The 12,826-nt window shown below is 70.0% G+C and carries 12 protein-coding genes; 2 read left to right on the forward strand and 10 right to left on the reverse strand.

Annotated elements, in window-relative coordinates; all coding sequences use genetic code 11:
- Position 1: 1 nt before the first annotated feature.
- From AC1DYD_RS20025 to AC1DYD_RS20070, 10 genes are all read right to left on the reverse strand, one after another.
- A complete protein-coding gene (locus tag AC1DYD_RS20025) occupies positions 2-1,666 on the reverse strand; it encodes a proton-conducting transporter transmembrane domain-containing protein (RefSeq protein ID WP_478174503.1) in 1,665 nt (554 codons plus the stop codon).
- Positions 1,663-3,174, reverse strand: coding sequence for a complex I subunit 5 family protein (locus tag AC1DYD_RS20030; protein WP_478174504.1), 1,512 nt, complete (start codon positions 3,172-3,174; stop codon positions 1,663-1,665). The genes AC1DYD_RS20025 and AC1DYD_RS20030 overlap by 4 nt, the downstream gene beginning before the upstream one ends.
- An 18-nt stretch (positions 3,175-3,192) precedes the next feature.
- Entirely contained in the window at positions 3,193-3,537 is a 345-nt protein-coding gene (locus AC1DYD_RS20035; RefSeq protein WP_478174505.1) for an NADH-quinone oxidoreductase subunit K, read from the reverse strand.
- Positions 3,534-4,478 carry a hydrogenase subunit MbhD domain-containing protein gene (locus AC1DYD_RS20040; protein WP_478174506.1) on the reverse strand — a complete coding sequence of 315 codons (945 nt, stop codon included), beginning with the start codon at positions 4,476-4,478 and terminating at the stop codon, positions 3,534-3,536. The genes AC1DYD_RS20035 and AC1DYD_RS20040 overlap by 4 nt, the downstream gene beginning before the upstream one ends.
- Positions 4,479-4,658: 180 nt before the next feature.
- Positions 4,659-4,952 (reverse strand): cation:proton antiporter, encoded by a 294-nt coding sequence (locus AC1DYD_RS20045; RefSeq protein ID WP_478174507.1) that lies wholly within the window; start codon positions 4,950-4,952, stop codon positions 4,659-4,661.
- On the reverse strand, positions 4,949-5,236 hold the full coding sequence (locus AC1DYD_RS20050; protein WP_478174508.1) for an MrpF/PhaF family protein: 288 nt from the start codon (positions 5,234-5,236) through the stop codon (positions 4,949-4,951). Before AC1DYD_RS20050 ends, AC1DYD_RS20045 begins: the two co-directional genes overlap by 4 nt.
- Positions 5,229-5,741 carry a Na+/H+ antiporter subunit E gene (locus tag AC1DYD_RS20055; RefSeq protein ID WP_478174509.1) on the reverse strand — a complete coding sequence of 171 codons (513 nt, stop codon included), beginning with the start codon at positions 5,739-5,741 and terminating at the stop codon, positions 5,229-5,231. The genes AC1DYD_RS20050 and AC1DYD_RS20055 overlap by 8 nt, the downstream gene beginning before the upstream one ends.
- A gap of 29 nt (positions 5,742-5,770) precedes the next feature.
- Complete coding sequence (locus AC1DYD_RS20060) at positions 5,771-8,836, reverse strand: efflux RND transporter permease subunit (protein ID WP_478174510.1); 3,066 nt, start codon at positions 8,834-8,836, stop codon at positions 5,771-5,773.
- Positions 8,833-10,281 carry an efflux RND transporter periplasmic adaptor subunit gene (locus tag AC1DYD_RS20065; RefSeq protein ID WP_478174511.1) on the reverse strand — a complete coding sequence of 483 codons (1,449 nt, stop codon included), beginning with the start codon at positions 10,279-10,281 and terminating at the stop codon, positions 8,833-8,835. The genes AC1DYD_RS20060 and AC1DYD_RS20065 overlap by 4 nt, the downstream gene beginning before the upstream one ends.
- A 121-nt stretch (positions 10,282-10,402) precedes the next feature.
- Positions 10,403-10,939: a hypothetical protein gene (locus tag AC1DYD_RS20070; protein WP_478174512.1), complete on the reverse strand. Its 537-nt coding sequence runs from the start codon at positions 10,937-10,939 to the stop codon at positions 10,403-10,405.
- Between the two features lie 291 nt (positions 10,940-11,230).
- Between AC1DYD_RS20070 and AC1DYD_RS20075 the strand changes: the two genes are divergently transcribed.
- Together AC1DYD_RS20075 and AC1DYD_RS20080 are read left to right on the forward strand one after the other, a co-directional pair.
- Entirely contained in the window at positions 11,231-12,427 is a 1,197-nt protein-coding gene (locus AC1DYD_RS20075) for an amino acid aminotransferase (protein ID WP_478174551.1), read from the forward strand.
- A complete protein-coding gene (locus AC1DYD_RS20080) occupies positions 12,424-12,798 on the forward strand; it encodes a RidA family protein (RefSeq protein WP_478174513.1) in 375 nt (124 codons plus the stop codon). Before AC1DYD_RS20075 ends, AC1DYD_RS20080 begins: the two co-directional genes overlap by 4 nt.
- Positions 12,799-12,826: the final 28 nt, after the last annotated feature.

Below are 12,826 nucleotides of genomic sequence, written 5' to 3' on the forward strand. Positions count from 1 at the left end.
TTCAGCCCGGTGCCATCAGCGCGTAGCCGAACAGCAGGGACACTACCAGCAATGCGATGCTCGCGACGGCCCAGCGCCGCGCGAAAGTGTCGATCGTTTCGAATCCTCGCGCCGCCGCAGCGACCACCCCGTCGAGCCGGCCCAGGGCCACGCCGATATCGCCCGCCGGGATGCGCGGCAGCGCTCGCCCGAGGCTGTCCAGCCCGAGCGCGATGGCGGCGCCGATCAGGACCGGCCAGAGCGCCGCCCACAGCGCCGCCGGCGACAGCGCCTGGGGCAGCGCGCCGAGCGGCAGCGCCAGGCAGAGCGCCCAGGGCAGCGCCACCGAGGCCAGCGCCAGCGCCAGCCAGGACAGCACCAGCGCGAACGGCGCGCGCGCGCCCGGATCGACCGCCGTGTCGGCGGCCAGGCGCCGCAGGAAATGGACCATCAGCAGCGTGGTGGCGATCGAGGACACCACGGCCACGGTGGCGGCCAGGCCGCTGCCCATGAGGTCCTTGGCCGCGTACTTGGCCAGCGCACCGCCGGTCAGCGGCAGGCCGCCGAGCCCCAGCGCGATGACCGCGGCCGGCAGCAGCATCGGCCACAGGTGCCGGCGGCCGGTGCACATCACCACACCGACGGCGAGGAACAGGGCGCCCTTCACGAGCAGGTGGTGGGCGGCGTAGAAGGCCGCGGCCAGCACGGTGCCGGGGTTGCCGGCGGCCAGGCCCATGCCGATCACCGCCGCCAGGAAGCCCATCTGGCTGACGCTCGAGTAGGCCAGGATCAGCTTGGGCTGCGTCTGCGTGATGCCGATCGCGACGCCGTAGAGGGCGCCGAACAGCCCGAGCGCCGCCAGCGGCAGGCCGAAGGCCGGCAGCGCGGCATCGAACGGCAGGAAGCGGACCAGCGCGATGATGCTGGCCTTGACCACCGCGCCGCTCATCACCGCCGCGGCCGGGATCGGTGCCGCGCCGTAGGCGATCGGCATCCAGAAATGCAGCGGCAGCAGGCCGGCCTTCATGCCGAGGCCGACCAGCAGCAGCAGCAGCGTGAGATCGCGCCACGGCGAGCCGGGCAGCGCCGCCACGGCGTCGCCGATCAGCAGGCTGCCGTCCGGCGTGGCCTGGGCCAGCAGCAGCAGGCCGGCGAGCAGGAAGGCCTCGGCCAGCAGCGCCAGCCCGAGATAGAGCGCGCTGGCGCGAAAGGCGTCCGGCCCCTCGCCCTGCAGCACCAGGCCGCTGGCACCGACGCTGAGCACTGCCAGCAGGAAGTAGAAACCGATCAGGTCCGCCGCCAGGAAGACGCCGACGCTGCCGGTGAGCGTCAGCAGCCAGCAGACGATGAAGCCATCGCGGTCGGGCCGCTCGCGCAGCCAGCGCGCGGCGTAGGCGCCGGCGAAGATCCACAGCACCGATGCGACGCCGAGCAGCATCGCACCCGGCGCATCGAGCGCGAAGGTCAATGCGAAGAAGGCATTGCCCAGCACCAGATCCGGGTCGGCGCCGGCCAGCAAGGCCGCCGCCAGGGCCGGCAGGGGGGCCAGCACGAACAGCGCAGGCAGCCGCCGGCGCAAGGCCGGCAACGCGCACGCGAGCAACAGCAGCAAGGGCACGCCGAGCGCCAGCGGCAACAGCACCGGGACTTCGAACACGACGGCGGCGAGCGTGACGGACCCGATCATCTGGCCCCCATCGAGAGCAGGCCGGTGCGGCCGATCTGGGCGACGTCGATCGGCAGCAGCGCCGCCACGCCGAGCAGGAACGAGCACAGCGCGAGCGCCAGCACGGCCCCCTGCTGGTAGCCCGGAACGCGCGCCTTCGGCACCCAGCCGAGGGCGGCCGGCGCCATCGCGCGCACCATCACCATGAACACGTAGGCGCTGGTCAGCAGGCCGCCGACCAGCATCACCACCACCCACCACCACTGGGCGGTGGCGATGGCCGCCGACAACAGCATCCATTTGGCGAGGAAGCCGCCCGACGGCGGCAGCCCGATCAGCGAAGCGCCGGCCAGCGCGAAGGCGGCCATCGTCATCGGCAGGGCCCGGCCGGCGCCGCGCAGGTCGGCCACGCGGTCATGGCCGAGCGTGCTGTAGACCAGCCCGGCCGCCATGAACATCGCGGCCTTGGCGGTCGCATGCGAGATCGCCTGCAGCAGGCCGCCGGTGACCGCGACCGTGCTGTCCATCTGCGCGGCGTCGAGCCCGGCCACCAACGGGAACATCAGGAACAGGTAGCCGATCTGCGCCACGGTCGAATAGGCGATCAGCAGCTTGAGGCGCGCCTGGCGCAAGGCGACGACGTTGCCGACCAGGATCGCCGAGGCGCCGAGCGCCGCCAGCAGCTGCGCCGAAGGCAGCGTGACCACGCCGGCGAAGACGTCGACCCACAGCCGCACCACGAGGAACCAGGCGCCCTTGATCACCAGCGCCGACAACAACGCGCTGGCGGCTGCGGGCGCGCCGGCGTGGGCCGGCGGCAGCCACAGGTGGAGCGGAAAGAGCGCGGTCTTGGCCAGCAGCCCGGCGGTCATCAACGCCGCGGCCCCCCAGGCCACCGGCTCGGCACCGACGCGCTGCGCCAGCAGCGCGATGTCGAGCGTGCCGTAGGCGCCGTACAGCAGGAAGACGCCGAGCAGGTAGAACATCGAGCCGGCCAGCGCATACAGCAGGTAGCGCAGCGCCGCCTGCAGGGTCTCGCCGCGGCCGTCGAGGCTGACCAGCGGCACGCCCGCGAAAGTCAGCAGTTCGAGTGCGACGTACAAGGTGAACACGTCGCCGCTCACGAACACCAGGTTGAGCGAGCCCCAGACCGCGAGCAGCAGCAGCCAGAAGGTCAGCGCCCCGCGTTTCTCGCGCACCCCGGCGGGCGTGCCGAAATCGCCGCTGGCGTAGACACCGATGCCGACGACCACCACCATCACGACCACCATCATGCAGACCGACAGGCCGTCGGCCCGCAAGGTGACGCCGAGCGGCGGCGCCCAGCCGCCGAGCAGGTAGATCAGCGCGTCGCCGGACACCCACAGCCGGTGCGCGATCGCGGCCACCCCGACCCCGCCGAGCGCGAGGGTGGCCCAGGCCACCTGCTGCGCACGCCGGCCGCCGAGCACGAAGCCGAGCATCAGGCCGACGAAGGGCAACAGCACGGCCAGCACCAGCAGCAGGCCGCCGGGTGTCGTCGGATCCACGGGCACCGAAGGCGGCACTTAGACCTCGCCCTCGGCAGCATTCGGCTTCGGCGCGGCGCCCTGGGCGGACAGCGAGGCCGAGCCGGTCTCCTCGAACAGCCTCAGCACCAGCGCGACCGCCAGCGCGGAGGCCGCGAACGCCACCACCAGGGCGGTGATCAGCAGCGCCTGCGGCACCGGGTCGCCGCCCAATCCCGCACCCGCCCCCCGGCGCGCGATCACCGCGCAGACCAGGAAGATGCCGTTGCCCATCACGTTGAAGGCCATGATCTTGCGCAGCGGGTGCGGGCTCACGATCAGGCCGTAGAGCCCCAGGCCGACCAGCACCGCGGCACACAGTCCGAGCAACGTGGGCGTGTTCATCGGCCACCGTCCTTTCGGCGTGGCGGCCCGGTCAGCAGCAAGGCCAGCGTGACCGCCAACGACGGCAGCAGCGCCGCCTCGACGACCACGATCAAGGGCTTGGCAAGCGCTTCGGGGTAGCCCAGGAAGGCGCCCGCGATGCCCGCGCCGATGAGGCCGATCGCGATGAACACGGCCGGGCCGCCGGCCAGCGCGATCCGGACCCAGGTGCGGTCGACGGCGGGCGCATCGGAGAGGCCGGCCATCATGACCAGCAGCCACATCGCCGCCAGCACGGTGGCGCCCTGGAACTTGCCGCCTGGATCGTCGGCGCCGACCCAGAGGATGTAGACGCCGACGACGATCCCGATCGGCGGCAGCACCCGCGCGAGATAGCCCAGGATGCTGTTGGGATCTTCCGTCGGCGCCGGCCCCGGCCGCCCGCCCCAGAAGCGGTCGGGCGCCAGCGACCAGACGCCGATCAGGCCCAGCAGCAGCACGATGGCCTCGAGCAGCGTGTCCATGGCACGGAAGGACATCAGCACCGCGGTGATCGGATTGCCGACGCCGGTGGCGGCGATGTTCTGCGCCACGGCCGGCGCCAGGGTCGGGGCCGGATCGGGCAGCAGCAGCACGCAGGCCCCGATGGCCGCGGCCACGGCCGCCGACACGATCGCGGCCAGCACCCGGGTCAGCGCGCCCGGCCGCTCGGCCCAGGCTGGCGCCTCGGTCGACCGCAGCCGCGCGGCGGCCGCGATCAGCAGCACGCCGGTCAGGCCGGCGCCGATCGCCGCCTCGGTCATCGCGACGTCGACCGCCCGCAGCTGCAGCCAGGCCAGCGTGAGCAGCAGGCCGTACGGAACGAAGCCGGCGACCGCGGCGAAGGTGTCGCGCGCCACCAGGGTCCAGACGGCAAGCGCCATGAGCAAGCCCACCAGGGCCAGGGTCAGCGCCTCGGTCACAAGGCAAGCTCCGTGCTGCGCACTGCGGTGCGAGCGCCTTCGGGCGGCCGGGCGGCGCTCATAAGGCAACCTCCGTGCTGCGCACTGCGGTGCGAGCGCCTTCGGGCGGCCGGGCGGCGCTCATGGCAACCTCCGTGCTGCGCACTGCGGTGCGAGCGCCTTCGGGCGGCCGGGCGGCGCTCATGGCTTCGGCCCGCCGCGCCGCACCGCGCGCGCAATCAGCTGCGACACCGTCGCCGAGGCCAGCAGCACCATCAGCCAGACCAGGATCAGCTTGAGGCCGGCCATCACGCCGTCCATCTGCGGCAGCAGGCCCATCACCACCAGGCCAAGCCCGAGGTTGTCGGCCTTGGTGAGCGCGTGCAGCCGCGTGAAGGTGTCGGGGAAGCGCAGCAGCCCCACAGTGCCGGCCAGGAAGAAGAACGCGCCAGCGACCACGGCGACGATCGTGAAGATGTCCGCGATACCCTTCATGCGCGGTCCTCCGGCTCGGCGAGGTCGGGCCCCGAGCGCACGCCGGCCTTGACGAAGGCCAGCGCGGCGAAAGCCGCCAGCACCGCCAGGATCAGCGCCAGGTCGACCACCGCCGCCGCGCCGATCGCGGCCCCCAGCAGCAGCAGGGCCGCGATGCCGGCGGTGCCGAACAGCTGCACCGACATCATGCGATCGACGTCGTCGGGGCCGCGCAGGATGCAGATCAGGCCGACCGCCACCGTCAACAGCACGAAGGCCGATGCGCCGAGCAGGAACTCAGTCATGGTGGCGCTCTCCCGCGACCAGTGCCCCGCGCAGGCGGCGCTCCTCGGCGGCCATCTGTTCGGCGACCGGCTCGCCGACGTCCAGGCAGTGATAGACGATCTCTTCTTCCGAATCGGCGACCGGCACCGAGCCCGGCAGCAGGCTGGTGATCGAGGTGAACTCGTTGCGCGCGAGGCCGGGGGGAAAGCCGACCCGGTAGACGACGAAGCCGGGCCGCAGCGGCATCCGCGGCGACAGCGCCCGGCGTGCGACGTCGACACCGGCCAGCACCGATTGCCAGAGGAAATGCGGCAGGAATCCGAGCAGCGCGCCCAGGCGCAAGTGCCCCGCCTCGGGCGGCAGCAGGCGCAGGCTGGTGAAGGTGCCGGCCGCCACCGCGACCAGACCGACTACAAGATCGGCCGGCTTGAGGCTGGGGATCAGCAGCAGCCAGAGCACGAGCAGCAGCAGCCCGCGGACCATCGCCGTGGAACGCCGCGAAGGTGCCGACGGGGCGGACTTCATGCGCGTTGTCCCTTCAGAGATCCGGCCGCTCACGCCGGCTCGACCGCGCCCGCCGGCGGCGTCGGCTTCTCCTTGCCGAACACCAGCACGTACAGGGTCGGCAGGAAGACCAGCGTCAGCACGGTGGCCACCAGCAGCCCGCCCATGATCGCGAAGGCCATCGAGCCCCAGAACACCGTGGGCGCGATCGGGATCAGGCCGAGCACGGTCGAGATCGAGGTCAGCATCATCGGCCGCATCCGCGAGGTGGCCGAGGCCACGACGGCATCGAGCACGTTCATGCCTTCGGCGCGGAAGGTCTCGATCTGCACGATCAGGATCACGCCGTTCTTGGCGATCATGCCGATCAGCGCCAGGATGCCGAGGATGGCGACGAAGCCCAGCGGCCGGTTGAACACCAGCAGCGTGATCACCACGCCGATCAATCCCAGGGGCATCACGCAGACCACCATCGCGAGCCGGCGGAAGCTCACCAGCAGCACCATCATGCTCAGCAGCATCAGCACGATCATGAGCGGCACGACGGCGAACACCGAGGCGCTCGACGCGGCACTCTCCTCGGACAAGCCGCCGGTCTCGATCTTGTAGCCCTTCGGCAGCTTGGCGTTGAACGCCTTGATCTTCGGCGCCAGCGCCTCGACGATGGTGTCGGGCAGCGCGCCGTGCACCACGTCGGCCCGCACCGTGAGCGTCGGCACCCGGTTGCGGCGCCAGACCAGCGGCGACTCCTGCTCTTCCGAGAAGGTCGCGAACTGGTTCAGCGGCACCATCCGGCCGCTGGCCGTGGGCACCTGCAAGGTGCTCAGCGTCTGCAGCGACAAGCGCTGCTCGGCGCTCGAGCGGGCCACCACGTTGACCAGGTAGATGTCGTCGCGCACCTGCGTGACCGGCGTTCCGGTGATGGTCGCGTTCATGATGCCGGCCAGCGCGCCGGTGCTGATGCCGAGCTGGCGCGCCTCGTCCTGGTTGACGCGGATCTGGATCTGCCGCGCCGGCTCCATCCAGTCGAAATTGACGTGCCGGGCCTGCGGATGCGAGCCCAGGATGCCGGCGAGATCGAGCGAGATCTTGCGCACCTCGTCCTTGTCGGGACCCATCACGCGGTACTGCAGCGGCCAGCCCACCGGCGGCCCGAGTTCGAGCGGCGACACCCGCGCGACCATGTCGGGGAACTGCTCGGCCAGCACCTTCTCGAGCTTGTTCTGCAGGCGGTCGCGCGACTCGAGGTCCTTGGCGACCACGATCAGCTGCGAGAAGAAGGGGTTGGCCAGCTGGACGTTGAGCGTCAGGATGAAGCGCACCGCGCCGCGCCCGACATAGGAGCTGAAGTGGTCGACATCGGGGTCGGCCTTGAGGATGTCCTCCAGCCGCTTGACTTCGTCCTCGGTGGCGTGGATCGATGCGTTCTGCCGCAGGGTCAGGTCGATCGTCAGCTCGGGCCGGTCGGAGGCCGGGAAGAACTGCTGCGGCACGAAGCGCACCAGGAACATCGACACCACGAAGGCCGCCAGCGTGAGACCGATCGTCAGCCAGCGGGCCCGGATCGCGCCTTTGAGAAAGCTGCCGTAGGCACTGAGGAACTTGCTCGGCTGGTTGTCGGCGCCGGGCTTGGGCGCCTTCAGCAGCGCCTTGCCGACCAGCGGCGCGAAGATCACGGCGCCGAGCCAGGACACGATCAGCGCGATCGCCACCACGGCGAAGATCGAGAAGGTGTATTCGCCGGCCGAACTGCGCGCGAAGCCGATCGGCACGAAGCTGGAGATCGACACCAGCGTGCCGATCAGCATCGGCGCGGCCAGCGTGCGGTAGGCGAAGGTCGCCGCCTGGTCCTTGGTGTCGCCGGCCGCGAGCCGGTTGATCATCGCGTCGACCGTGGTCATCGCATCGTCGACCAGCAGGGTCAGCGCGATGATCAGCGCCCCGAGCGAGACCCGGTGCAGGTCGATGTGGACCAGATCCATGACCGCGAACACGATCGCCAGCGTCAGCGGAATCGACAGCGCCACCACCGCGCCGGGCCGCACGCCCAGGCTCACGAAGCTGCACACCAGGATGATCGCGATGGCCTGCCAGAGCGAAGCCATGAAGTCGCTGATCGCGACGTCGACCGTGACCGCCTGGTCGGCCACCAGCGTCGGCTCGATGCCGTGCGGCAGGTTGGCCGTGATGTCGGCCATCTCGGCCTTGATGTTCTTCCCGAGCGCGAGGATGTCGCCTGACTCGCGCATCGCGATCGCCAGGCCGATCGCGGGCTTGCCGTTGACCCGGAACATCGGCTGCGGCGGATCGGCGAAGCCGCGGCGCACGGTCGCGATGTCGCCGAGCCGGATGTTGCGGCCGCCGAGCACCAGGTTGACCGCCTCGATGTCGCGCTCGGTGTCGAAGGACCCCGTGACGCGCATGAAGACGCGCTCCTGCTCGGTCTGCAGCACGCCGGCCGGCCGGATCACGTTCTGTGCCTGCAGCGCCGCGACGATCGCGCCGTAGTCCAGGCGCAGGCCGGCCAGGCGCTCGGTCGAGAACTCGATGAAGATCTGCTCGTCCTGCGCGCCCAGCACCTCGACCTTGGAGACGTCGGGCACCTGCAGCAGGCGCGAACGCGCGTCTTCGACCTTGTCGCGCAATTCGCGGAAGGTGTAGCCGTCGGCGGTGAAGGCATAGATGACGCCGAAGGTGTCGCCGAAGTCGTCGTTGAAGAAGGGCCCGACGACGCCGCTCGGCAGCGTCTGGCGCATGTCGCCGATGTTCTTGCGCACCTGGTACCAGATGTCGGCCACCTCGCCCGCCGGCGTCGATTGCTTGAGGTCGACGAAGATCGTGGTCTGGCCGGCCGTGGTGTAGCTGCGCACGCGGTCGAGGTGGTGCGTTTCCTGGAGCGTGCGCTCGAGCCGCTCGGTGACCTGCGACAGCGTCTCGTCGACCGTCGCACCGGGCCAGCCGGCGGCGACGATCATGGTGCGGAAAGTGAAGGCCGGGTCCTCGGCACGCCCCAGCTTCAGGAACGACAAGGTGCCCGCGACGACCGCGATGATCATCAGGAACACCACCAGCGAGCGCTTCGAGAGCGCCCACTCCGACAGGTTCGGGCCGATCACTTCGCGGCCTCGAGCCAGCGGACCTTCTGTCCCGGCCGCAGCGCCTGGACCCCGGCGGTGACGATCACGTCGCCGGGCGCCAGCCCCTGCGAGACCTGGACGCGGGCCGCGTCATAGGCGCGCACCTGGACATTGCGGGCCGCGACGGTGCCGGCCTTGGTGTCGACGATCCACACCGAGCTCTGGCCGTTGGCGCGGACCAGTGCGCTGGCCGGGATGTCGAGCGCGGGCTCGGTGTCGAGTTTCATGCGCCCCGTGACCGTGCTGCCCAGGCGCATCGCCGCGGGCGGATTGATCAGCCGGACCCGGACCGCGAAGGTGCCGGTGACCGGATCGGCGCGCGGCGAGACCTCGCGCACCTTGCCGGCGGCCGTGACCTTGGGGTCCCCGCCCAGCGCGACCAGGATGTCCGGGTTGCTCGGGGCGATGTCCTTGACCTGCGCCGGGACGTCGAACACGGCGTCGATCGCGCCCTCGCGCGCCACCTGCACGATCATGCGGCCGGCCGGCACCACCTCGCCGGGCTCGGCGCCGCGCGCCGTGACCACGCCGGCCACGTCGGACAGCAGCCGGGTGTAGCTCACGCGGTTCTGGGCGATGTTGACCAGCGACTGTGCCGACTCGACCTGCGACTGCGTGACCTTCAGCAGCGCTTCCGCCTGCTCGAACGATGCGCGCGACACCGCGTTCTCGGCCAGCAGGTCGCGCATCCGGTTGAAGGTGTTGCGCGCCTCGATGCCTTGGGCCTGCGCCGCCGCCAGCTGGGCCCGCGCCGATTGCAGGCTGCTGTCCTCGTTCATCTGGTCGAGCCGCGCCAGCAGCTGGCCCGGCTTGACCCGGTCGCCGATGTCCACGTTGCGCTCGATCAGCCGGCCGTCGATGCGGAAGGACTGGTTGACCTCGCTCTGCGCCTGCACGCGCCCGGTGAGGGAGACGGTGTCGCCGACCGAGCGGCGCTCGATCGTCATCACGCGGACCGGCCGGACCTCGGGCGCCGGGGCTTCCTCGGCGCGCCTGCAGGCCGACAGCGACACCAGCGCCGCGATCGCCAGCAGCGTCGTCGTCCTGGGCCAATTACCAACTCGTTGGGCAGCGGATGTGGCGGGCACGTGGGACTTGATCAGCACCCAGTACGACACGTTGCCGATGCAGCTGCCGATCCAGTAGCCGAAGGCCGACAGGAAGCCGGGATAGTCGCCGAAGCCCGCCTTCGCATAGGCGAACACACCGGCGTCGAGGTCGGGCTTGCGCTCGGCCAGCGACTGGAACACCCGGGCCAGCATGTACATGCCGGTGCCGGCGATGAGCCACGCGATCACGGCGCCGAGCGGACCGGTCGCATTCGCGAAGGTCCGCGGAAGGGAGAAGATCCCCGCACCGACCATCCCGCCCACCACCATCGCGGTGAGCTGCATGCGCGACATCTTCTGCTCGGTCGAAGCCATTCCTACTCCTTTGTTCTTCTTTTCGATGCCCTGTATGTGCACTTTCACTTACAGCGCGGAGCGAGGATCAATGTGCTCATAGGGTTTGTCAAGGCGCACGTACCCAAGTCGGGCGACGCATTCAGAAGCTCTTTCGGACATTGAGCCAGGCCTCGGTCGCGCCGTAGTTGAAGCCAACCGAATTGCTCTGGTCGCGAATCCAGAGCAATTCGGGCCTGAGCGTCCAGGTCGGCACAAATTCCCAGACCAGATAGGCGCCCACCTCATAGAGCTTGTCCTTGCGCCGCAGGATCACGCTGTTGTCGATCGTGTCCGGGTGGAAATGCACCCGGTCGACGTTGTAGGCATCACGCTCCCACCAGGCAAAGGTGCCCCAGCTCAACGTGTTGTTGACCGTGAAGTCCAGCGCCACGGTGGCGCCGTAGAAACTGGAGTTGCCGTCGGGCCGGCTGGTCGCGACGTGCTGGCCGCCATGCGCGGTGACCGTCAGTCTGCCGCTTCCGTCCAGCAGCGAATGAACCCAGCCGGCCGAGACGTCGGCACTGGTGCGGCTGCGCTCGCGCAACCGGCCTTCGGGGTAGCGGCGGCGCCGGTACTCGGCACCCGGCGTGAGCTGGTTGTCGGGTTGGGCTCCCTCCAACTTTCTTCGTCGGTTCATTCGAGCTCCTCCTGAGGCCAATGCCCCTTTTTTTCGGGCATTAAACACAGACAGTTCCGCACCGGCAATTCGAACGAACAGAACAAATGCGTCTTGACAATGTTGAAGATTGCCAGGCCTGCTCGGCCTCGCGTCGCCAGGCGGATGCGCAAAGAAAATTCTTAATCCGAAGATAAATAGACAAATCTATGCACCGATCAAAAAATACTTGGCATGCCGATCCGCCGATCGAAGAATCCGGGCTTCACAACGCCCATCAGAGACTTCTTCATGACCGCCTCGTCCCCCTCGCTGTTCAGCCATGTCCCGCCCTACGCGGGCGACCCCATCCTGTCTCTGATGGAAGCCTTCCAGGCCGACCCGCGCCCGAACAAGGTCAGCCTCGGCATCGGCGTCTACTTCGACGATGAAGGCCGCCTGCCGGTGCTGCCCTCGGTACGCCGCGCCGAGACTGCCCTGCTGCAGGAGATCGGGCCGCGCCCCTACCTGCCGATCGAGGGCCTCGCGGATTTCCGCAGCGCCGTCCAGCGACTGCTGTTCGGCGCCTCGCACGAAGCCGTCACCAGCGGCCGCATCGCCACGCTGCAGACGCTCGGCGGCTCCGGCGCGCTGAAGGTCGGCGCCGACTTCCTGCGCCGCTACTTTCCCGAAGCCGGCATCTGGGTCAGCGATCCGACCTGGGAAAACCACCGCGCCATCTTCGAAGGCGCCGGCCTCGCGGTTCGGACCTATCCCTACTACGACCCGGCCACCGGCGGCCTTTCGTTCGACCGCATGCTGGCCAGCCTCGACGCCCTGCCGCGCCGCAGCATCGTGCTGCTGCATGCCAGCTGCCACAACCCGACCGGCGTCGACCTGTCGCACGAACAGTGGCAGGCGCTGATCCCGGTGCTGCGCGCGCGCGAGCTGATCCCGTTCATCGACATCGCCTACCAGGGCTTCGGCGACGGCCTAGACGAGGATGCCTTCGCCCTGCGCGCGCTGGCCGACGCCGGCATCGCCTTCTTCGCCGCCAACTCGTTCTCGAAGAACTTCTCGATGTACGGCGAACGCTGCGGCGGCCTCAGCGTGGTGTGCGAGAACCGCGCCGCGGCCGAGACCGTGCTGGGCCAGCTGAAGGCGACCGTGCGCCGCAACTACTCGACCCCGCCCACGCACGGCGCCCGCGTGATCAGCCGCGTGCTGCAGGACCCGGCGCTGTTCGCGCTCTGGACCGACGAGACGGCCGCCATGCGACAGCGCATCCGCGCCATGCGCGAACGCCTGCTGGCGGTGCTCGACGAGACGTTCCAGGGTCGGCGCGACTTCGGCTACCTGGTCACGCAGCGTGGCATGTTCAGCTACACCGGACTCAGCGAGGCGCAGGTGGCGCGGCTGCGCGACGCGCATGCGGTCTACCTGGTGCGTTCGGGCCGCATGTGCCTGTCGGGGCTGACCAGCGCCAACGTGGACCATGTGGCGCAGGCGATGGCGGCGGTGCTCGCGTGAAGGAGATCGTCGACACCGGCCTGCCGGCGCTGGCGCAGCCCTTCTCCTGGGCGGTGAAGGCCTCGGGCCTGTTGTTCACCGCCCACGGGCCGGTGCGCCCCGACGGCCGCATCGACACCGGCGCCATCGAAGACCAGGCCCGCCTGACTTTCGCCAACCTGCGGCGCGCCGTGGAGGCCGCCGGCGGCCGCCTCGACGACGTCACCCAGGTGCTGATCTACATGACCGACGTCCAGGACATGCCGCGGATCGACGCCGTGTACCGCGAGTTCTTCGCCGCCCCCTACCCGAACCGATCGAGCATGGGCGTCTCGGGCCTGGTGGTGCCGGGCATGAAGATCGAGATCGTGGCCTACGCGGCGATCGCGTAGCTGACGCTCAGACCGGCGCCGAGCCGCC

It is taken from the genome of Variovorax sp. P4_B11 (assembly GCF_056402355.1).